Origin of the sequence: Anoxybacillus sp. EFIL (genome assembly GCF_013096955.1) — a bacterium.
Taxonomy (GTDB): Bacteria; Bacillota; Bacilli; order Bacillales; family Anoxybacillaceae; genus Anoxybacillus; species Anoxybacillus ayderensis.
Genome location: NZ_SDLH01000004.1, coordinates 177,118 through 197,387, shown reverse-complemented (window position 1 = coordinate 197,387; position 20,270 = coordinate 177,118). Strand labels below are relative to the sequence as shown.

The 20,270-nt window shown below is 41.8% G+C and carries 23 protein-coding genes; 17 read left to right on the top strand and 6 right to left on the bottom strand.

What is annotated here, in order from left to right; translation table 11 throughout:
• Positions 1 to 4: 4 nt before the first annotated feature.
• The 4 genes from ES017_RS08730 (at position 5) to ES017_RS08715 (ending at position 2,790) form a co-directional block, all read left to right on the top strand.
• Positions 5 to 589, top strand: coding sequence for a cob(I)yrinic acid a,c-diamide adenosyltransferase (locus ES017_RS08730; protein WP_021094536.1), 585 nt, complete (start codon positions 5 to 7; stop codon positions 587 to 589).
• Complete coding sequence (locus tag ES017_RS08725) at positions 589 to 1,059, top strand: ECF transporter S component (RefSeq protein ID WP_035063088.1); 471 nt, start codon at positions 589 to 591, stop codon at positions 1,057 to 1,059. Before ES017_RS08730 ends, ES017_RS08725 begins: the two co-directional genes overlap by 1 nt.
• On the top strand, positions 1,052 to 1,753 hold the full coding sequence (locus ES017_RS08720) for an ATPase (protein ID WP_171335005.1): 702 nt from the start codon (positions 1,052 to 1,054) through the stop codon (positions 1,751 to 1,753). The genes ES017_RS08725 and ES017_RS08720 overlap by 8 nt, the downstream gene beginning before the upstream one ends.
• A 224-nt stretch (positions 1,754 to 1,977) precedes the next feature.
• Positions 1,978 to 2,790, top strand: coding sequence for a histidinol-phosphatase (locus ES017_RS08715; protein WP_021094539.1), 813 nt, complete (start codon positions 1,978 to 1,980; stop codon positions 2,788 to 2,790).
• A 28-nt stretch (positions 2,791 to 2,818) separates the two neighbouring features.
• On the opposite strand, the gene serA is transcribed toward ES017_RS08715, so the two are convergent.
• From serA to ES017_RS08700, 3 genes are all read right to left on the bottom strand, one after another.
• Entirely contained in the window at positions 2,819 to 4,393 is a 1,575-nt protein-coding gene (gene serA / locus ES017_RS08710; protein WP_021094540.1) for a phosphoglycerate dehydrogenase, read from the bottom strand.
• Between the two features lie 170 nt (positions 4,394 to 4,563).
• Positions 4,564 to 5,064 (bottom strand): inorganic diphosphatase, encoded by a 501-nt coding sequence (locus tag ES017_RS08705; RefSeq protein WP_021094541.1) that lies wholly within the window; start codon positions 5,062 to 5,064, stop codon positions 4,564 to 4,566.
• A gap of 118 nt (positions 5,065 to 5,182) precedes the next feature.
• Positions 5,183 to 5,431 (bottom strand): ferredoxin, encoded by a 249-nt coding sequence (locus ES017_RS08700; RefSeq protein WP_003394452.1) that lies wholly within the window; start codon positions 5,429 to 5,431, stop codon positions 5,183 to 5,185.
• 200 nt (positions 5,432 to 5,631) lie between these two features.
• Between ES017_RS08700 and ES017_RS08695 the strand changes: the two genes are divergently transcribed.
• From ES017_RS08695 to ES017_RS08655, 9 genes are all read left to right on the top strand, one after another.
• The gene (locus ES017_RS08695; RefSeq protein WP_021095040.1) at positions 5,632 to 6,654 is read left to right on the top strand and encodes a YpbB family protein; all 1,023 of its coding nucleotides are present in this window, start codon (positions 5,632 to 5,634) and stop codon (positions 6,652 to 6,654) included.
• Entirely contained in the window at positions 6,647 to 8,089 is a 1,443-nt protein-coding gene (locus ES017_RS08690; RefSeq protein ID WP_084555739.1) for a RecQ family ATP-dependent DNA helicase, read from the top strand. Before ES017_RS08695 ends, ES017_RS08690 begins: the two co-directional genes overlap by 8 nt.
• Complete coding sequence (locus ES017_RS08685) at positions 8,086 to 8,676, top strand: CPBP family intramembrane glutamic endopeptidase (protein WP_021095038.1); 591 nt, start codon at positions 8,086 to 8,088, stop codon at positions 8,674 to 8,676. The genes ES017_RS08690 and ES017_RS08685 overlap by 4 nt, the downstream gene beginning before the upstream one ends.
• The gene (locus ES017_RS08680; protein ID WP_021095037.1) at positions 8,669 to 9,190 is read left to right on the top strand and encodes a LysM peptidoglycan-binding domain-containing protein; all 522 of its coding nucleotides are present in this window, start codon (positions 8,669 to 8,671) and stop codon (positions 9,188 to 9,190) included. The genes ES017_RS08685 and ES017_RS08680 overlap by 8 nt, the downstream gene beginning before the upstream one ends.
• A gap of 60 nt (positions 9,191 to 9,250) precedes the next feature.
• A complete protein-coding gene (locus ES017_RS08675; protein ID WP_042535533.1) occupies positions 9,251 to 9,688 on the top strand; it encodes a YpbF family protein in 438 nt (145 codons plus the stop codon).
• A 45-nt stretch (positions 9,689 to 9,733) separates the two neighbouring features.
• Positions 9,734 to 10,108 (top strand): hypothetical protein, encoded by a 375-nt coding sequence (locus ES017_RS08670; protein ID WP_171335004.1) that lies wholly within the window; start codon positions 9,734 to 9,736, stop codon positions 10,106 to 10,108.
• Between the two features lies 1 nt (position 10,109).
• Positions 10,110 to 10,871: a metallophosphoesterase gene (locus ES017_RS08665; protein WP_021095034.1), complete on the top strand. Its 762-nt coding sequence runs from the start codon at positions 10,110 to 10,112 to the stop codon at positions 10,869 to 10,871.
• A gap of 82 nt (positions 10,872 to 10,953) precedes the next feature.
• Complete coding sequence (locus ES017_RS08660; RefSeq protein ID WP_171335003.1) at positions 10,954 to 11,874, top strand: MerR family transcriptional regulator; 921 nt, start codon at positions 10,954 to 10,956, stop codon at positions 11,872 to 11,874.
• Between the two features lie 81 nt (positions 11,875 to 11,955).
• Positions 11,956 to 12,543 carry a genetic competence negative regulator gene (locus ES017_RS08655; protein ID WP_021095032.1) on the top strand — a complete coding sequence of 196 codons (588 nt, stop codon included), beginning with the start codon at positions 11,956 to 11,958 and terminating at the stop codon, positions 12,541 to 12,543.
• A gap of 26 nt (positions 12,544 to 12,569) precedes the next feature.
• Here the strand turns inward: ES017_RS08655 and ES017_RS08650 are convergent, their stop codons facing one another.
• Positions 12,570 to 13,256, bottom strand: coding sequence for a PIG-L deacetylase family protein (locus ES017_RS08650; RefSeq protein WP_021095031.1), 687 nt, complete (start codon positions 13,254 to 13,256; stop codon positions 12,570 to 12,572).
• A gap of 184 nt (positions 13,257 to 13,440) precedes the next feature.
• On the opposite strand from ES017_RS08650, the gene ES017_RS08645 reads away from it, so the two are divergent.
• From ES017_RS08645 to bioA, 4 genes are all read left to right on the top strand, one after another.
• Positions 13,441 to 14,706 (top strand): Glu/Leu/Phe/Val family dehydrogenase, encoded by a 1,266-nt coding sequence (locus ES017_RS08645; RefSeq protein ID WP_006319394.1) that lies wholly within the window; start codon positions 13,441 to 13,443, stop codon positions 14,704 to 14,706.
• A gap of 69 nt (positions 14,707 to 14,775) precedes the next feature.
• Positions 14,776 to 15,756 (top strand): YpdA family putative bacillithiol disulfide reductase, encoded by a 981-nt coding sequence (locus tag ES017_RS08640; protein WP_021095030.1) that lies wholly within the window; start codon positions 14,776 to 14,778, stop codon positions 15,754 to 15,756.
• A 231-nt stretch (positions 15,757 to 15,987) separates the two neighbouring features.
• Entirely contained in the window at positions 15,988 to 16,656 is a 669-nt protein-coding gene (bioD, locus tag ES017_RS08635; protein ID WP_171335002.1) for a dethiobiotin synthase, read from the top strand.
• Positions 16,632 to 17,996 carry an adenosylmethionine--8-amino-7-oxononanoate transaminase gene (gene bioA, locus ES017_RS08630; RefSeq protein WP_042894173.1) on the top strand — a complete coding sequence of 455 codons (1,365 nt, stop codon included), beginning with the start codon at positions 16,632 to 16,634 and terminating at the stop codon, positions 17,994 to 17,996. The genes bioD and bioA overlap by 25 nt, the downstream gene beginning before the upstream one ends.
• A gap of 11 nt (positions 17,997 to 18,007) precedes the next feature.
• On the opposite strand, the gene ypeB is transcribed toward bioA, so the two are convergent.
• Both ypeB and sleB read right to left on the bottom strand, forming a co-directional pair.
• Entirely contained in the window at positions 18,008 to 19,354 is a 1,347-nt protein-coding gene (gene ypeB, locus ES017_RS08625; RefSeq protein WP_075039690.1) for a germination protein YpeB, read from the bottom strand.
• Positions 19,355 to 19,366: 12 nt separating this feature from the next.
• Positions 19,367 to 20,200 (bottom strand): spore cortex-lytic enzyme, encoded by an 834-nt coding sequence (sleB, locus tag ES017_RS08620; protein ID WP_021095026.1) that lies wholly within the window; start codon positions 20,198 to 20,200, stop codon positions 19,367 to 19,369.
• Positions 20,201 to 20,270 lie beyond the last annotated feature (70 nt).

The following is a 20,270-nucleotide window of genomic DNA, read 5'->3' as shown; positions in this document are numbered from 1 at the left end:
GAACATGAAATTATATACAAAAACAGGGGATAAAGGACAAACAAGTTTAGTTGGAGGACGAGTCGATAAAAACGATGTACGTGTTGAAGCGTACGGAACGATTGATGAGGCGAATTCTGTCATCGGTTGGGCGATGACGTTATTACAGGATGAGAAGTTTCGTGACATTTATGAAGAATTGCAACGCATTCAACATGAACTTTTTGATTGTGGCGGTGATTTGGCCATTGTCGGTGAAAAAATACCATACAAAGTAAAGGCGGAAATGGTGACGTTTTTAGAAGAACGCATCGATGCATATATTCAACAAGCGCCGCCGCTTGAACGCTTTATTTTGCCGGGAGGTTCGCCGCAAGCAGCAGCATTGCATATGGCACGTACCGTGACTCGAAGAGCAGAACGTTGTGTCGTTGCGCTAATGAAGCAACAACAAACGAACGAAGTCGTCTTACAATATATGAATCGTTTATCAGACTATTTATTTGCCATTGCACGCGTTGTCAATGCTCGTTTACACGTGAAAGACGTAGAATATGAACGAAGTGCGATCGTGTTTCGGGATAAAAACGAAAAAAAGGGTGAATCATAATGAGGCGTTTCACGTTGCTCGTTATGTTTATTAGTTTATCGGTCATCGGTTCACTTATAAAAATTCCTTTTACAATTGGAAGTATTGCATTAGATAGTGCTCCAGCAGTTGTCGCTGCGTTTTTGCTCGGTCCAACAGCTGCGGCGGTCGTTGCAAGTGTGGGGCATATTGTATCTGCTTTATTTGGCGGATTTCCGCTTGGGCCTTTTCATATACTTGTGGCTATTGAAATGGCATCTCTTTTATACGTTGTTGGCTTGTTGATGAGAAGAGGATGGTTCATTTCTAGTTATGTATGTTTTTTTATCGGTAATGCATTGATTGCACCGTTGCCTTTTGTATGGATCATAAGCCCAGCATTTGTACTGTCCATCATCCCTTCTCTTGCACTAGCTACCGGGGTCAATGTAGCGATTGCTGTTGTCGTTTCAAAAACGTTACAACGGGTATGGGGGGAGCGGCATGCGTGACGTATTATGTGTGCCGCTTGATGAAGAAAACGAACTTGTTTTGGCGACAGATTGTTCAGGTGGCATTGGCTTAAAACAAGATGATGTTGTAAATGTACCATACGATGTTGTTGCGTACTATGGGGTGCGAGTAGCATGGATGGAACTGATGAGTATAGGGGCAACACCAAAAGCTTTCGTGTTACAAAACTTTGTGAACGACGATGCATGGCATGCACTTGTCGCAGGCGTTCAACAAACGATGAAAGAATTGCAGTTGTCGCTCCCTATAACAGGAAGTAGCGAATCAAATATGCCGCTCATGCAATCAGCTGTCGGTTTTGTAGCTGTTGGCACGGTGCGCAAAACAGGAAAAAGGATAAATGTTACACCGACGGATGCATGTTGGGCGGTCATTGGCGAGCCGCTCGTTGGTGAGGCGGTTATACAAAAAAAAGATCGGATCATTTCGCTTTCGTTATTTCGCACGTTGTTGCAGTTAGATGGTGTATATGAAATCATTCCAGTTGGCTCAAAAGGAATATGGCATGAGTGGAAGCTTGTGCATGGGGAACGACCACTTCGTTGTTCCCTTCCGCTACATGCTTCTGCTGGTCCAGCTACGTGTGTGCTTATTAGCTATGATCAAGCGCAACAACATTTCTTGCAATCGCTCGCTGGAACACTTTTCTATCCCATTGTAAAGCAATTGTAAAATGTAACCTTCTATCGTTCTAACCGTTCGTATTTTTGCATACAACATATATGGTTATCGCAAACGGGAGGGAATAGACGATGGAAGACATGATGAAACGAGTGCTCGTTGTTGTTGGTATGGCCGCGTGCATTCATTTATTGTTTCTTGTTGGATTAAATAACTAGAAAAAGAGAGAGATGTGCTATATAATGTAAAACAATATGAGAGAGGGGGAGAGAACAATGTTAACAGATTACCATAATCATTTAGAGCGCGGGACGTTAACGCTCGACTATTTGAAGCAATTTACGGACGAAGCCGCGCGAAAAGGCATTGAACATTTCGGTATTTCCGAACATGCGTATCACTTTTACCAAACGAAAAACATTTTATCGAATGCGTGGATTGAAGAGCGTCGCTATTATGATATGGCTGATTACGTTCGTTTATTTCACGAAGCGTGGGATGCCGGAATTGACGTGAAAATGTCGATTGAAATGGACTACACGCCAGGTAAGCATGAAGAAATGGCGCAATTTATTCGCGCTTATGATTTCGACTATGTCATCGGCTCGATTCATTGGGTGGATGACTTTGGCATTGATTTAGCTGAATTTCGAAAAGAATGGGATCGGCGGGATATATACGATACATACCGAAAATATTTCGATCAAGTCGTGACGTTAGCTGAATCGAACTTATTTGATATCATCGGTCATTTAGATTTAGTAAAAATTTTTAAATACGTGCCAGAAGATGAGGAATTTTTGCTTGAACAGTACGATCGGGCAACGACAGCACTAGCAAACTCGAAAACGTGCGTAGAAATTAGTACCGCAGGATTGCGTAAACCAGTCGGAGAGCTATACCCTGATCCTCGTCTACTGCAAATGTGCTATGACAAAGGCATTCCGATTGTGTTATCGTCTGATGCACATGTTCCTCAAGATGTTGGGGCGGATTATGATCGAGCGATCGCTCTCGCAAAAACAGTCGGTTACACGGAAATTATGACGTTTTCGAAAGGACAAAGAAAAGCCGTTCCGCTTGGATAAAAAAGGTTCAGCCACGAGGCTGAACCTTTTATACTTCCAATCTTTTTACAACATCAATATCGTCAACTTTCTCGAGTGTTTCAACGAGTGCATCATCGAGCGGTTTATCGAGCGAAAGCATCATAATCGCTTTTCCGCCCGCTTCTTGGCGTCCGACTTGCATCGTTGCGATGTTTACTTGATGGTCGCCTAAAATGTTTCCGACTTTTCCGATCATTCCCGGTTTGTCATGATGTTGAATGTATAGTAGGTGCCCTTCTGGTGCAAAGTCGATCGCAAAGCCGTTAAAATGAACGATGCGATCGCCATAGTGGGCGATGTGCGTTCCTTTCATCGTAAACGTTTTGTTTTCACCATATACCGTTAATGTAATGCTGTTGTTATAGTCATTACCATTAGCTGAAAACTTTTCGCTAAAGGCGATGCCGCGCTCTTTAGCAATCATTGCCGCATTCACTTCATTGACTGTTGAAGCGACGCGCGGTTTTAAAAATCCAGCGAGCAAGCTACGTGTAATAAATGTCGTTTCTAAATCGGCGACGGAACCGGAATACGTAATCGCAATTTCTTGTACAGGTTCACTCATATATTGGGAAGCAACAATGCCCATTTTGCGAGCTAATGTATAAAACGCTTGAATTTTTTCGTACACATCTTTTGATAATGTTGGTAAATTAATAGACGACGTAACGGGTTTACCTTGTAAAAATTTTAATACTTCTTCAGCGACTTGTGTCGCGACATTCACTTGCGCCTCGATCGTTGATGCCCCAAGATGCGGGGTGACGATGACATTATCAAACGAAAGAAGCGGATGATCTCCTGGCGGCTCTTGTTCAAATACATCGAGAGCGACGCCTGCCACGTGTCCGTTTTCTAAAAACGAAATAAGCGCTTGTTCATCGATAATTCCACCGCGCGCACAGTTAATTAAATAGACACCTTTTTTCGTTTTTGCTAAGTTTTTTGGGCCGAGAAGACCTTTCGTTTCTTTTGTGAGCGGTGTATGTACTGTAATGATATCCGCTTGCGCAAGCAATTCATCAAGCGTGCAAACATCGACACCAATTTTTTCTGCTCGTGCTTTCGTCAAAAATGGGTCGTACACATGGACGTGCATACCGAACGCGTGCGCCCGTTTCGCTACTTCAGAGCCGATGCGCCCAAAGCCAATGATTCCTAAATGTTTTCCGAATAACTCGACACCGACGAAAGCGGAACGATTCCATTCACGTGATTTAACCGAAATGTGCGCTTGTGGAATACGGCGCACTAATGAAGCCATCATCGCAAATGTATGTTCCGCTGTAGAAATCGTATTGCCATTTGGGGCGTTAATGACGACAACACCATGTCGTGTCGCTGCGTCAACGTCGATATTGTCGACACCGACTCCAGCACGCCCAACAATTTTTAAATTCGGCATGTTTTGAAGTAGTTGTTCCGTGACTTTCGTTGCGCTACGAACGAGCAACGCATCAAACGTGTCAAGCTCATCTTCGACTTCTGTGACTTTCTTTTGTACGACTTCAATCGTTGGATCAGCAAGAAGTGGGGCAAGACCTTCTTCGCTCATCGCATCAGATACTAAAATGCGAACCACAAATATCCGCTCCTTTCAAATCATAAGTTTTTAAATTTCTGATAATTTAACATAACCGTATACATGTGTCAATAACTTTCGGAAAGGTCATACAAATGAAAGCGTTTTTATGTATAAATGTTCGGAAAAAAGACAAAAAGCTGGCGAAAAGCCAGCTTCAAACGTGACATTTATTTATTTTGTTCATTGTAGCGAGCGATGCATTCTTCAATAAGTTTCGCTGCTGCTTCCGGACCTTCCCACGTGCCAATTTCTGTTTTCTTTCCTTCTAAGTCTTTGTAACGCTCAAAGAAATGAGCGATTTCTTTTAACTTATGTTGCGGAAGGTCTTCAAGGCTGCGTACATCAGCAAAGCGAGGGTCATCAACAGGAACGCCGATTAATTTTGCATCTTCTTCTCCGCCGTCTACCATGTTTAAGTAGCCGAGCACACGCGTTTCGATGACGCAACCAGGGAATGTTGGATTTGTGACGATCACTAAAATATCAAGTGGATCACCGTCTAACGCAAGTGTATTTTCCAAATAACCGTATTCAGCAGGATAAAACATTGGTGAATACAAGACGCGATCGAGCTTAAACACACCACGCTCTTTGTCGTATTCGTATTTGTTTTGGCTACCCGTTGGAATTTCAATAAACGCTTCAACAACTTTGTTTTCAAACGCCATGCCAAATTCCTCCTTTTCATTATGTATACTTTTTTATTATAGTCGATTGGACAAGTAGTGACAATGACTGAACAAAAGAAAAGGGCAAGCTTCATGTGAAGTTTGCCCTTCGGTGCTCTTACTCAAATTTGTTTGGATCGCCATCAAATGGCTCGTCCGCGACTTTGATGGAGTCTGTTGGACAGCCTTCAAACGCATCCATCATATCATCGATTAATACGTCTGGCACTTCCACAATGCCTTGGTTGTCGTCTAATGTAACGTACGCAATGCCTTCATCATCGTAGTCGTAAATGTCTGGTGCAGCTGCTCCACATGCACCACAGGCAATACATGTTTCTTTGTCAACAATTGTGTACTTTGGCATACAATGACCCTCCTTAATTATATGGAACCAATCGCTTCGTATGAAACGTTGGAAACGTATTCCTCACACTTTTATAATAAATGTGTTCCGACAACTTTTCAATAAAAAACTCCATTGAAAATGCTTATCAGTCCTTAGTTTTCCCTCACATCCTTTCGCTTAATCTGGTAAAATGAAAGGGAAAATGGAGTGAATGTTGCATGTTACAACACATCGTTTTATTTTGTATCGATCGTTTTCGTGGTGAGCGGTCACTCGCTGCCATTGATCATTTGCTGAATGGGAAAAAAACGGCGCAAACGTTGCAAGATAGTAAATGGTATAACGTTAGTCGGCTATTTGGAACAGTGCCGATTGATCGTTCTCGTTTGCTTCATATGGCGCGCGAATTAGAAGCTAACGGATGGATTAGACAAGTAGACGAGCATATATATCGCACAACTTTAAGTGGAAAAGAGGAACTTCGTCGTTTTGTCTTTCCTCCTTACGTGAATGGATGGAAATATATGAATGAAGCCTCTTTATTTTGGAAGAGACTTTCTTTGCTTATTCAAACGGTCACAAACATCATTCATCGTATGTCGTTTGAGCCCGTACATCGCGATGAGCGCATTCAATCATTTGTAAAGCGATGGCTTTTTCAACATAAACATATGCAGACGATCGCGCGGTCGTTATATGGAGAAATGTATGAGCTACTCAGCCGTGTAGAAGAAAAAGACGCAAACATTTTTGTTTGGCGGTTGACAAGTCATGAGCGCATCGGATGGACGAACGAACAAATTGCTTATGCCATAAAAGAAGAAGATGTAGCTGTATCGCTATCGTTTCAAAATGTGTTGCATTTTATACTTGAGACGATAGAAAAAGAAAAGGAAACATTTCCGCTTCTCTTTTCATTGCGTGAACAAACGCGCACACAATTAACGAGTTCAGCTCAAAAAACTTGGGAAATGTTAAAAGAAGGATATTCAATTGAACAAATTGCCGAGTTGCGGCGATTGAAAAAAGGAACGATTGAAGATCATATTGTAGAGATTGCGACATATATCCCGTCGTTTGTGACAGCGCCATTTTTAGAGGAAAATAAACGTAAGCGCATTATACAACAGGCACGACAATTAAAAACGAAAAAATTACGGGCAATGAAAGAAGCGCTGCCAGACGTTTCTTATTTTGAAATTCGGCTCGCACTAGCAAGGTGGGATCAGGAAGATGATTAACATATTAAAGGAGCGATTTGGCTACGATTCGTTTCGCATCGGACAGAAAGAAATTATTGAAGATGTGCTTAACGGACGAAATTGTGTCGCTATGCTTCCGACCGGTGGGGGAAAGTCGCTTTGCTATCAGCTTCCTGGCTACATATTGGACGGTAGTGTGCTAATTATTTCACCGCTCGTCTCCCTTATGGAAGACCAAGTACAACAGCTTAAAAACCGCGGCGAAAAACGTGTTGTCGCACTGAATCGTTTTCTTTCCTATCGGGAAAAAAAAGACGTGCTACATGAATTAGCATCGTACCGTTTTATTTATGCTTCGCCTGAAATTTTACAATCTCCTTTGCTCATTGAAGCGCTAACGCGTATAAACATTTCGTTGTTTGTTGTAGATGAAGCGCATTGTATTTCACAATGGGGACACGATTTTCGTCCGGATTTTTTAAAGCTCGGTCTTCTTCGTGAAACGCTCGGCAACCCGCCTTGTTTAGCGCTAACAGCAACCGCAACCTGTCAAGTGATTGATGACATTGTAGCAACGCTTCAACTTGATCAAGTGAAACAGCATATGTACCCACTTGATCGGACGAACATTTGCTTATATGTTCAATACGTCCATACGTTAGAAGAGAAAATAGAAGTGTTAAAACAGCTTATCGCTATATTGCCTAAGCCAGGCATCGTTTATGTATCGAGTCGGCAATGGGCAGAGACGTTAGCAAACATGTTACATGGAGATCATCGTGTTGGCTACTATCATGGAGGCATGGATGGCGAACAGCGGCTTCTTATTCAACAACAGTTCGTTTATGATCAGTTAGATGTCATTTGTTGTACGAATGCGTTTGGAATGGGTGTTGATAAACCGAACGTTCGCTTCGTCATTCATTTTCATTTGCCAACGCAACCGGAAGCATATTGGCAAGAAGTTGGACGCGCCGGGCGAGACGGAAAAGAAAGTATAGCGATATTATTGTATGCGCTAGGAGACGAACAACTTGGACAAGCGATGATCGATGCGGAATTTCCGACAAAAGAGCAAATCGTTTATGCGCTAGATGCTTTACGTCATGGACAGAAAGAGACGGGATTAACAGATGTACAACAACGGCTTCTTTTATATTGGTTAGAACAAATGAATGCTCAAGAAGATATACACATATTAGCCAAACAACTGTATGCCTATATCGAGCAAAGAAAAAAAGAAAAAATGAACAAATGGATATTTATGCAACGATGGGTACACGAACAAACTTGTCGTCGGCGTGCGATGCTTTCCTATTTTGAACAACAACCACTTCCGAATGAACGTTGTTGTGACCGATGTGGTGCCCATATATACGTAAATGCTCCTGTGAAACATATTCCGCAAATGCGGTTGCGCCCGTGGCGCGAAGAGCTTCGTGCGATGTTTTCGATAAAGGTGGAGGACAAATGATTAAAAAACAAATCGAGATCGCCAATGAAATAAGTGAACAGGAAATAGTATATCACTTGTATTTCACACAAGCGCTTATTTTTCTTATTGCGCTCGCATTAGGCATATATTTATTTACCCCTGCAACATTTTTTGCGATATGGCAATGGGATGTGCGGGAAATATTATTATATGGTGGCGGTTGTGCAGCGCTCGTTCTTTTTGTCGATTTTTTACTCATTCGTTATGTGCCTGAACAGTGGTATGATGATGGTGGGATTAACGAAAAGCTATTTCGTTCTCGCTCGGTTCCGCACATTTTTATTATGACTGCAATAATTGCATTTTGTGAAGAATTGTTATTTCGCGGTGTCATTCAGACGCACGTTGGCTTACTTTTTGCGAGCGTCATTTTCGGTTTATTGCATATTCGTTATTGGAGAAAATGGCTTCTTCTTGTTGCTGTCGTCAGTTTAAGTTTTTGGATTGGCTTTATATATGAATGGACGGGCAATTTATGGGTTACGATTTTTGCCCACTTTCTCATTGATTTTATTTTAGCGTTACACATTCGATATCGGACAAAAGAGGTGAATAACGATGCGTGAAGATCAAGCAGAAAACTTGAGAAAAAAAATGGAAAGTATCGATAAGCAACAAGAGAGCGACGAACTTCATTTGCCACCACGAAGTGAAGTGCATAAAAAGAAAAAAACGAAATGGAAAATAAAACACCCACTCGTTCGCATTCTTGCGCTCTTTTTCGTTTTATTGCCGATTTCGATTTATAGCATATACCATTTAGTCGACAAACGCCCAATCCAAGTTGTGACGATTGATGACGAGAGTTATGAAACGATAGACGTCGATCAACAAAAAGAAGAGATGCCACAACAAAAACCGCTCGAAAATGAAGCAAAGCAAGAGGAAGATGGATCCGATGAAACAGAGCCGTCTTTTATTTATCATACAGTACAAGAAAATGAAACGTTATATAGCATTGCGATGAAATATTACGGAAATGAAAAAGGAATGGACCTTATCAAAGAATGGAACCGTTTAACGAGCACGAAGCTCCAAAAAGGACAAGTATTAAAAATCCCAAATATGAACGGAAAATAAGGTATACACCTCTGCCGATGGACATACAATCGTAGTAAAACACGATCGGTAGGGGTGGCTATGATTTTCCCAATGGAATTAGATGAAGTGACAAAAGTCATTTTACAGCGCATCATCGCTCACAAAAAAGAATGGGACGATATGAAAAAAAGAATGAAGTGGTCATTCAGTTTATTTTTATTTTCTCTCGCTTTATTTGGAATGTATGTATATCAAACGGTTTTCGTTTTACATCGTACGTCTGTGGAGCGAGTCGTGATGGCTCTTATTGACGAACGTATTTTTTGGTTTGTTGCATTTATTTCATCATTTGGCTGGCTCGTCTCTTTTTATAAAAAGAAAAGCGAAAAAGCGGAGCAAGATTTTCATGCACTCCGCTGCGAGTTGATTCAAAAAAGTAGCGAGTTACTTCAAAAAGAAACATGGGAAAAACGACATATTCTTTATGCTTGGCTAAAAGATAAATATGATATTTCGCTTTACCATGAAAATAAGTGACCACATGCTCTCTCGTTTCATACAGTGAGAAAAGGAGGGAGACATATGTGGCTTTTTTTAATCATTGGTTTGACTTGTGGTTATTTTATGATTGCTTGGACGCCAACAGTGGAACCATTTGAACTTGAATTGCTTTTGACCGATATGATTTTTGATCCAATGAAAACATTTTTTGCGCTTGTTAGTTTTTTGATCGGTTTTATCGCCAATGCTGTTTTAATTCGCACGGCCATTTGGCATACGTTACGGGCATGGCGAAAGGAGACGATGAATCAAAAAGAATGTTTTCTTTCGTACAGTGTTTTCGTAACGTTTATGATATTAGCAGCCATTGATGTGAAAAAAACGGTCATTTTTTTTCTCTTTTCTTTCGTATATGGTATGATGTCAATGAGTGTATACAAAGAGAGGGAAAATTGAAATGATGTATGTTGTCATAGCGTTCGTTAGCTTCATCATATACATGTGGATCGAAGCGCATCGCAATCGGATCATTGTTCAGTCATTATCGTTTCCGACATTTCCGGAAAGCTTTTCTCGGTTTCGTATTTTCTTTATTTCAGATATTCATCGACGGCGTTTATCCGAAACGTTCATTCGCTCGTTGAAAGGAAAAGTCGATCTTGTTGTCATCGGCGGAGATTTAACAGAAAAAGGAGTACCGTTCTCACGTGTCAAACAAAACATTGAATGGTTAAAGCAGCTCGGCCCTGTTTATTTTGTTTGGGGAAATAATGATTATGAAGTAGATTACCATGAATTAGATGCCCTATTGCTTGAAAGTGGTGTGAAAATATTAGATAATACGGCGGTCATATTTGAAAGTGAGCAAGGTGATCGCATCGCTTTACTTGGTGTGGACGATATGAATAAAAGGCGAGATCGGCTTGATTTGGCGTTAAGTGATGCGGGCGATGCGACGTTTCGCATCGTTGTTAGTCATGATCCGCGCATCATTCAAAAAATAACGCCAGAACATAACATTTCTCTCGTTTTAAGCGGACATACGCACGGTGGGCAAATTCGTTTCGGTCCGTTTGGTTTATATGAAAAAGGACGTTTACAAAACGTGAATGGAACGATGCTACTTGTTAGCAACGGATATGGAACAACGACGCTTCCGCTTCGTTTAGGTGCGCGTGCGGAGACGCATTTGATCGAGTTAGAACATAAAAAAGGTTAAGCAAAACTTATACAAATTTTACACACCTCCCTCATGTTCGCTATAATGTTGACAGAATGATGCGAAAGATGGAGGATTTTATATGTCAACGCAAGAAGGAAAGTATAATGTCAAAGCCGTATCAAATATGTTAGGCATTCAGCCTGGGACGTTACGAGCATGGGAGCGTCGTTATCAAATCATCGCTCCACCGCGCAATGAAGCTGGGCATCGGCTATATACGGAGGAACAAGTCCAAATATTAAAATGGCTTGTTGATAAAGTGAATCAAGGTTTTACGATTAGTCAAGCCGTATCTCTCTTAGAACAACAACCTTCAGAAGTGCGCGTGCAAGCAGAAGATCATGTGACTGGGCTTCGCGAACGTTTGTTGCAAACTCTTTTATCGTTTGAAGAGTGGACAGCGCATGAATTGCTAAATGAGGCGTTTAGCTTATATACGGTTGAAAAAGTGGCAATTGATATATTAGGTCCGCTTCTTGTACGGATCGGGGACTTATGGGAAAACGGAAAAATTACGAGTGCACATGAACATTTCGCCTCTGCTTTTTTACGTTCACGACTTGGAATGGCTTTTTCTATGCTACCCGTTAATCGTTTGTTACCAAAAACAATTTCAGTTTGCGGGCCAAATGAATGGCATGAACTTGGGCTGCTTATTTTTACCTTATACTTACGCAGAAGAGGATACGAAACGATTTATTTAGGGGCAAGTATTGACCAAAAGGACTTACCTGTTGTCATTGATGAAGTGAAGCCATCTTATATATTTTTATCGTGCACGTTACAACAAAACGTACAGGCGACGCTACAACTTGTCGATCAATTGAAACAAACGTATCCATCTATTCGTATTGGAGTAGGTGGACGGGCGTTTGATGAAGTGGATGAGCAAATAAAAAAAACGTACGGTGCTCATTTTCTTGGACAATCAAAAGAACAATGGGACGAATGGCTAAAATCGAATGAAAAATACTTGTCTAAAAGGGAGAAAACGATGTAAACTCATTAGTAATATGACGAACGTTTTTATGCGTTCGTCATATGCTAACAGTAAAGTCTGTGTAGGTAAGGAGGGATGTTTATGCGGCTTGAACGCTTAAACTACAATAAAATTAAAATATTCCTCACATTTGACGATTTAGTCGAGCGCGGTTTAACGAAAGAAGATTTATGGAAAGATACGTTCAAAGTGCATGAGCTATTTCGTGATATGATTGAGGAAGCAAGTGAAGAGCTCGGCTTTGAAATTAACGGGTCGGTCGCTGTGGAAGTGTACTCTTTACCGGCACAGGGGATGGTTGTCATCGTAACGAGCGAAGGTGAGATGACAGATGAGGAAGACGAGTTTAGCGATGATTATATTGAAATGCAAGTCACGCTAGATGAAAGCGATGATATATTTTTCGAATTTCAAACGTTTGAAGATGTTATCCAATTAGCGACGCGTCTCTATTCGCTCGGTTGCCATGGTGGCTCGCTTTACAGTTATGAAGGACGCTTTTATTTACATTTTGCTGAATCTGTCATTCAAACAGATAACTTTGTTGCCATTTTGGCTGAATATGGTAGTCCGTCCACATTAACGATTTATCGTGTCGAAGAGTACGGGAAAAAATTGATCGCAAATGAAGCGATCGCCCAGCTATATCAATACTTTGTGAAAAAATAACCTTCGCTCACACGCGAAGGTTATTTTTAAAATGGATAAGGTGGCTCGCTTTCTTTTGACCATGCGCGGATGAAGTATTCGCGATTTTGAAACTTATGAAACGAATCATGATGAACAGTTGGAAATACACGTTCGACCGATAAATGTTGCGTACGGTGCGCGAGCAGCGCTTGACGCACTTTTTTTGCCTCTTCATCTGTAAACGTGAAGACAATATCAATATTTTCAATCGGATCACCGTAGCGATCCGGACGACCGACGACAGTCACGTAATATAGCTGTTCTACGATATGATCCATTGCTTTGACCGCTTGATACGTTGCTCGTTGAATCGCTTGATGGTCTCGATGACCGGAAATGCCGTGTGGCGGAAACGTAACGACAACGGACGGCTTATATTGTTCAATGATATGACAAATCGAATCGACAAGTTGTTTTTCATATTCAGGCAGCTTCCCATCTGGATATGTACCAGTAATGACATGATCGACGCCTAAAATCACTGTCGCCTGTTCTAATTCTTTTTTACGTACGTGAGGTAGTTCTTCTTTTGTACAAACCGGTGGATTCCCACATTTTCCTGCATCGCCAAGCGTGGCGCTATATACAATGGTTTCCACATCTTCACGTTTCGCTAATGAAGCAAGCAACCCTCCAACAGTAAACGTTTCGTCATCCGGATGTGCAAAGCAAAATAAAATTCGCTTTTTCATTTTTTCGCCCCTTTCTATGCGTACACTCATTATATCTCTTTCGTATAATGATGTGAATGAGCGATTTTTTTTGAAAACGATTACAAAAAATCGATAAAAACTTCTTTGCATATGCGCATAGAAGGTGTATACTATGACATGAAGGGCGGACAATATTTTACAAAAGGTCATGGGAGGTTTACAAATGGTAGCCGAAAAGCATACCAACGAAGAAAAACATGATGTCCTACGAGCGACGCAAATCGTCATACATAGAGCGCTTGAAAAGCTCGGATATCCTGAAGAAGTATACGAGCTGTTAAAAGAGCCGTTGCGCATGTTAACGGTGAAAATTCCGGTGCGCATGGACGATGGCTCAGTGAAAGTGTTTACTGGCTACCGTGCACAGCATAACGATGCGGTCGGTCCAACTAAAGGGGGTATTCGCTTTCACCCGAACGTAACAGAACGCGAAGTGAAAGCACTTTCCATTTGGATGAGTTTAAAATGTGGCATTGTTGATTTACCGTATGGCGGTGGAAAAGGTGGAATCGTATGTGATCCGCGTACAATGTCATTCCGTGAGCTAGAGAGACTCAGTCGTGGTTACGTTCGCGCCATTAGCCAAATCGTTGGTCCAACAAAAGATATTCCTGCGCCCGATGTGTTTACAAACTCACAAATTATGGCGTGGATGATGGATGAATATAGCCGCATTGACGAATTTAACTCGCCGGGGTTCATCACCGGAAAACCGCTTGTGTTAGGTGGTTCGCACGGTCGTGAAACGGCTACGGCCAAAGGGGTTACGATTTGTATTCGTGAAGCAGCGAAAAAGCGCGGCATTGACTTAAAAGGCGCGCGTGTTGTTGTGCAAGGATTCGGTAACGCTGGAAGCTATTTAGCGAAATTTATGCACGATGCGGGAGCGAAAGTGATCGGCATTTCTGATGCATACGGCGGTTTATATGATCCAAACGGTCTTGACATTGATTACTTATTAGATCGTCGCGACAGCTTTGGTACGGTGACGAAACTATTTAAAAATACAATTACAAATAAAGAGTTGCTTGAGTTAGATTGTGATATTTTAGTTCCAGCAGCGATTGAAAATCAAATTACAGAAGAAAATGCGCACAACATTAAAGCGAAAATTGTCGTTGAAGCCGCAAACGGTCCGACAACATTAGAAGCGACAGAAATTTTAACAGAACGCGGAATTTTAATTGTTCCTGACGTCCTAGCAAGCGCTGGCGGAGTTACCGTTTCTTACTTTGAATGGGTACAAAACAACCAAGGTTATTATTGGACGGAAGAAGAAGTAGAAGAAAAGCTCGAAAAAGTGATGGTAAAAGCGTTCAATAACGTATATGAAACGTCGCAAACACGTCGCGTCGATATGCGTTTAGCTGCATATATGGTCGGGGTGCGGAAAATGGCGGAAGCTTGCCGTTTCCGTGGCTGGATTTAATATTTGCACGAATGCGAAAAATCTCCTATCATTGTATGATAGGAGATTTTTCATTGAGGTGAGCGTCAAGTGAAAAAAGAACAAATCGTTATTGTTGGTGGAGGACCGTGTGGATTAGCTGCTGCGATCTCGTTACAAAACGCGCACTTTTCACCGCTTGTCATTGAAAAAGGAAATATCGTGAATTCTATATACCATTATCCGACACATCAAACTTTTTTTAGTTCGAGTGACCGGTTAGAAATTGGTGGTGTGCCGTTTATTACAGAAAATCGAAAGCCGAAACGCAATCAAGCGCTTGCTTATTATCGTGAAGTGGTGACGCGAAAAAACATTCGCGTTCATGCGTTTGAAAAAGTAGAGCGTGTCACGAAGCAAGCGGATGGAACATTTATCGTTGAAACGAGCAAACATACGTACGAAGCAACGTACGTCGTGATTGCGACAGGATATTATGACAACCCGAACTATATGAACGTGCCTGGGGAACATTTGCCGAAAGTGACGCATTACTTTAAAGAAGCACATCCTTATTACAATACAGATTGCGTCGTCATTGGTGGGAAAAACTCAAGCGTCGATGCAGCATTAGAACTCGTGAAAGCAGGGGCGCGCGTCACCGTATTATATCGCGGCTCACAATATTCTTCGAGCATTAAACCGTGGATTTTGCCCGAATTTGACTCGCTTGTACGCCAAGGGATCATTCAAATGGAATTTAACGCCCATGTGCAAGAAATTACGGAAGACGCGGTTATTTATCGCGTTGACGATGAAGTGAAGTCAATCAAAAACGATTTCGTTTTTGCGATGACAGGATATCATCCTGACCATGATTTTTTAAGGAAAATGGGCGTTCATATCGATGTTGAAACAGGGCGGCCGATGTATCATCCGGAAACGATGGAAACAAATGTGGAAGGTATTTTTATTGCCGGCGTCATTGCCGCTGGAAATAACGCGAATGAAATTTTTATTGAAAACGGTCGCTTTCATGGCGATTTAATTGCTGCGTGTATCGCAAAAAGAGAAGGAAAAGTGTCCGAATAACTTTCGGACGCTTTTTTACAAGATAAGAAAGTATAAAATTTCAGATTTGGGGAGCTGTCTAGCTCCAAGCGCCATCGGCTCGAGTCGCTCCGCCCCACACTGCGGCGGCGACAGCCTCCTCGGTGGGGCTTGTGCGCTCTTCGCCGATAGGCGGGCGCTTTGCGCTTTTCTTATTGTTTCTTTTTGTTAACTATCGTAAAATATAAGTTAACAAAAAGGAGGAGGAAGAGGATGAGAGGATTTTTTATTACAGGTACAGATACAGATGTAGGGAAAACATTTGTCACCACTTGTATGTTGCGCACCCTGATCGATAAACGTATACGCGCAACGGCTTATAAACCTGTTCAAAGCGGAGCGCAATGGAAAGAGGGGAAATGGATTGCCCCTGATGTGGACATGTATCGGAAAATCATTGATATTACCGATGAAGAAGGATGTACATACATATTAAAAACCCCTTGTTCTCCGCATTTAGCTGCAAAAATCGATGGGGTAACTATAGAGCCGGAACGTATTGTGGAGCATATGCAAAAGCTGCAACAAACGTATGATTTCGTGCTTGTCGAAGGGGCGGGGGGAATTGCTGTTCCGATCGTTGACGAATCGCTTCTCGTTGCTCATTTAGCTCGATTGTTATCGCTTCCGCTCATTATCGTTGCGCGAGCGAGCGTCGGAACAATTAACCATACGGTGTTAACGGTGGAATATGCGAAAGCGTTTGGCTTGCAAATTGCCGGCATTGTGATGAACGGCTTTTCTACACCGAAAAATGAAATTGAACAAGACAACATACGGATGATTGAAACGATGACAGGTGTTCCGGTAATTGGTGAAATTCCGCATATGACAAGCGTTTCTGATAGTGACATTGTATGGAGAGAGGAATGGTGGCAATGAACGAGTGGATCGAAAAAAGCAAAACATATTTATGGTTGCCGTTTACGCAAATGAAAGATTATGAACAACATCCGCTCGTCATTGAAAGTGGGGAAGGGATTTTTTTAACAGATGTGAACGGAAAAACGTATTATGATGGATATTCATCACTTTGGCTAAACGTTCACGGGCATCGCAAAAAAGAAATTGATGATGCGATTCGCGCTCAACTTGAGCGAATTGCTCATTCGACGCTTTTAGGCGCAGCGAATATTCCTGCGATTGCATTGGCAGAAAAATTAATTGAATGGACGCCAAGTCATTTAACGCGCGTGTTTTATTCAGACAGCGGAGCGGAAGCTGTAGAAATTGCGCTCAAAATCGCCTTTCAATATTGGCGAAACATCGGGGAACATAAAAAACAAAAATTTGTCACATTGACAAATGGTTATCACGGAGATACAGTCGGCGCCATTAGCGTCGGAGCAATTGATCTTTTTCATACCGTATACGAACCGCTTATGTTTACAAGCTATAAAGCACCGTTTCCGCTCGTCTATCGCCATCCGAGCAACGATCCAAACGTTGTGCGCGATGAAGCGTTGCATGCATTAGAAACACTACTAGCCGAACGTCATGAAGAAATTGCTGCGATTATTGTCGAAGGGATGATTCAAGGAGCGGGTGGCATGCATGTCATGCCAGCGGGGTATTTAAAAGGAGTCGAACAATTATGTCGCCGCTATCACATCTTATTCATTGTCGATGAAGTGGCGACTGGATTTGGACGGACAGGAAAACGATTTGCGATTGAACATGAAGACGTGAAACCAGATATTATGACAGTTGCAAAAGGAATTACGGGCGGTTATTTGCCGATTGCCGCTACGTTGACGACGGAAACGATTTATGAAGCGTTTTATGGCGATTACACGGAGTTTAAAACGTTTTTTCATGGACATTCTTATACAGGAAATCAGCTTGGCTGTGCCGCTGCTTTAGCCAATATACAAATTTTTGAGCGCGAGCGACTCATTGAACAAATTGAGCAAAAAGCGACATTTGTCGCCGAACAGCTCGCATCGTTTAATGAACTCAATCATGTCGGTGATGTGCGACAGCTTGGGCTCATGTGCGGCATCGAGCTTGTGCGCGATCGTCATACCGATGAACCGTATCCATGGACGGAACGGATGGGATATAAAACAACGTTAAAAATGAGAGAAAAAGGGATGTTAACACGTCCGCTTGGCGATGTCATCGTCTTCATGCCACCGTTAGCGAGTACGTTTGAGCAGCTAGAGGCGATGATTGCGATCATGAAAGAGGCGATTATTGAAACGACAGAAAAAAGGGGCTAATGGTCAGCCCCTTATATTTCACCATATATAGGTTCAGGATTTTGAAGTTTTTCCACTTTCTCTTCCATTCCATTTTGCGCATTAATAAAAATGCGATACGTGTCATCCCCGAGCGTTCCTAAAAACTCATAGCAAAGCACTTCTTCGTTCATATTGTTCATAATGATCGCTTTTCTTTCTTCCATAATGGTGACATTTGGGTTCATTTTTTTTCGTGCTTGTTCAATAGAAATAGATGGTTTTGGAATCTTCCGTTCGCGTTTCGACGATAAGTAATCGCGAGCGGAAAAGCCGATAATGTTTCCATCGTCTAATGCAATCTTCATTTTAATGGATTCAGGATAAATACGAACGCCATCTTGTGCTGTAACGAATGTGAGAACAGCGACGTGATCATACTGCGTGCTTTCGTACAATTCGAAGTTGTTAAATTTATGTTGTTTTAAAAACTGCAGCCCGCGCATCGTTGCTTCATTTAAACTAATGTTTTGTTTATTGACCGGGCGGTTTTCAATGACCCAAATCGGATATCCTCCTTTTTCGGTAATATCCATATACGTTTCGTTTTTCGTTTTCGGGTGTTTAATTGTCACACTATAAAAGGCGTCGCTTGCTCCTTCTCCGCTATGCACGACTTGTATGTCTTCATTTCCTTTTAAACCGAGAAACGTTTTTGCAATTTGCTTTGCTTCTTCTTTTGTAATCTTTTTCCCAGAAATATGTTCAAACCCTTTCGTTCTCTTTTCGATGCTTGTAAACGAAGGGCCAAAGTCGGTTTCGTTATAAGATTGGACGTTTTTCTCTACCGTTTTAAATCCATCAATAATGGTGTTGTCATTTGGGCGATTGTTTGTCGCGAGCGCCAACTCGACATCCATCCAGCGTAAGTTATTTTCTAATACGAGATGTTGTACATTTCGCAACTCTTGTTGAATGTCAGCAGATTTTTTATATAGTTGTTGTAATGTTTTATATTCTTCAGCGTTCAATGGCTGCTTATCTAAATCGCGAATGGCAGCACGGTAGCTAAATGAGCCGATATTAGACAAAAACTCTTCTGTTTTATTGAACGGTAAAAGTGAGAGCGGAAGTTGTCCGACTGTCGCGTGTGCTTCTGACGCAAGACGCCAAACTTCCGCCAGTGCTGGTGACAGCGATTGGCGAGAATTCATCGCGAGCGTTGTTCCAATTTGATCATGAAGTAAGTCAATTTGATATGTTAAATCATGAAATGCGCGTTGATAATTGTTTTCCGCATGAATTAAAATCGCATTTTTTTGTTGGTGCTCGCGGTATCCCCAATAGGCTGTGCCAGCGATGCCGATCGATAGTGCTCCAATAAGTAAAATTCGTAGCAAAAAACTCCCCTCCTATTTACAAAAAATATGTTTTCCGATTTTTTTAATTTGCGGACGGCTCCAAATCCACCCGTTTGTCGCTGTATGTGGATTAAAATAATATAACGCTCCACTTGATGGATCCCATCCGTTTAAGGCATCAAGTACGGCTTTGCGAGACGTTTCGTTTGGGGTAAGCCAAATTTGTCCGTCTGCGACAGCTGTAAACGCTCCTGGCTCAAAAATGACGCCCGCGACAGTGTTTGGAAACGAAGGGCTATTGATGCGATTTAAAATGACTGCGGCAACAGCCACTTGTCCGATATACGGTTCCCCGCGTGCTTCACCGTGTACAGCGTTTGCCATAAGCTGTATATCATTTTGTGAGAATCCGTTTGGAACGTTCACTGCAGCGGATTTGACGCGTTTTACGGCCATTTGTTTTGTATTTGTTGCTTTTGCAGCGGTTGCTTGATTTTTCGTTTTTGTTTGACGTGCTTTCACTTGTTTGCTTAACGGAACGCCGCCGTAATGAGTAAACGTATTTCCTTTTCGTAAATTGTTATAAACAAATGATTTGTAATATTTTGAAGCGCGTACGAGTTTTTGTTTCGTTGTTTCTCCTGCTAGCCCATCGACAGGCAACTTAAATTTGTATTGAAACTTTCTTAGCGCCCAATACGTCCGCCAACCGAACACTCCATCAATTTTCCCTCTGTAAAAGCCGAGATATTGCAATCGTGCTTGTAGTTCAATGACATCATCGCCGACAGCTCCGCGTTGGATGACTTGTTTCGAAAACGCGTGCGCCTGCGATGTATAACTAAACGAAAAAATCAAAAATAAACAAATGAACCATTTGCGCATTGTGACTCCTCCCTTGATGTGTAAACAATACCTTTTGACGCTATTTTTTGTCACAATAACGTTTTTATAC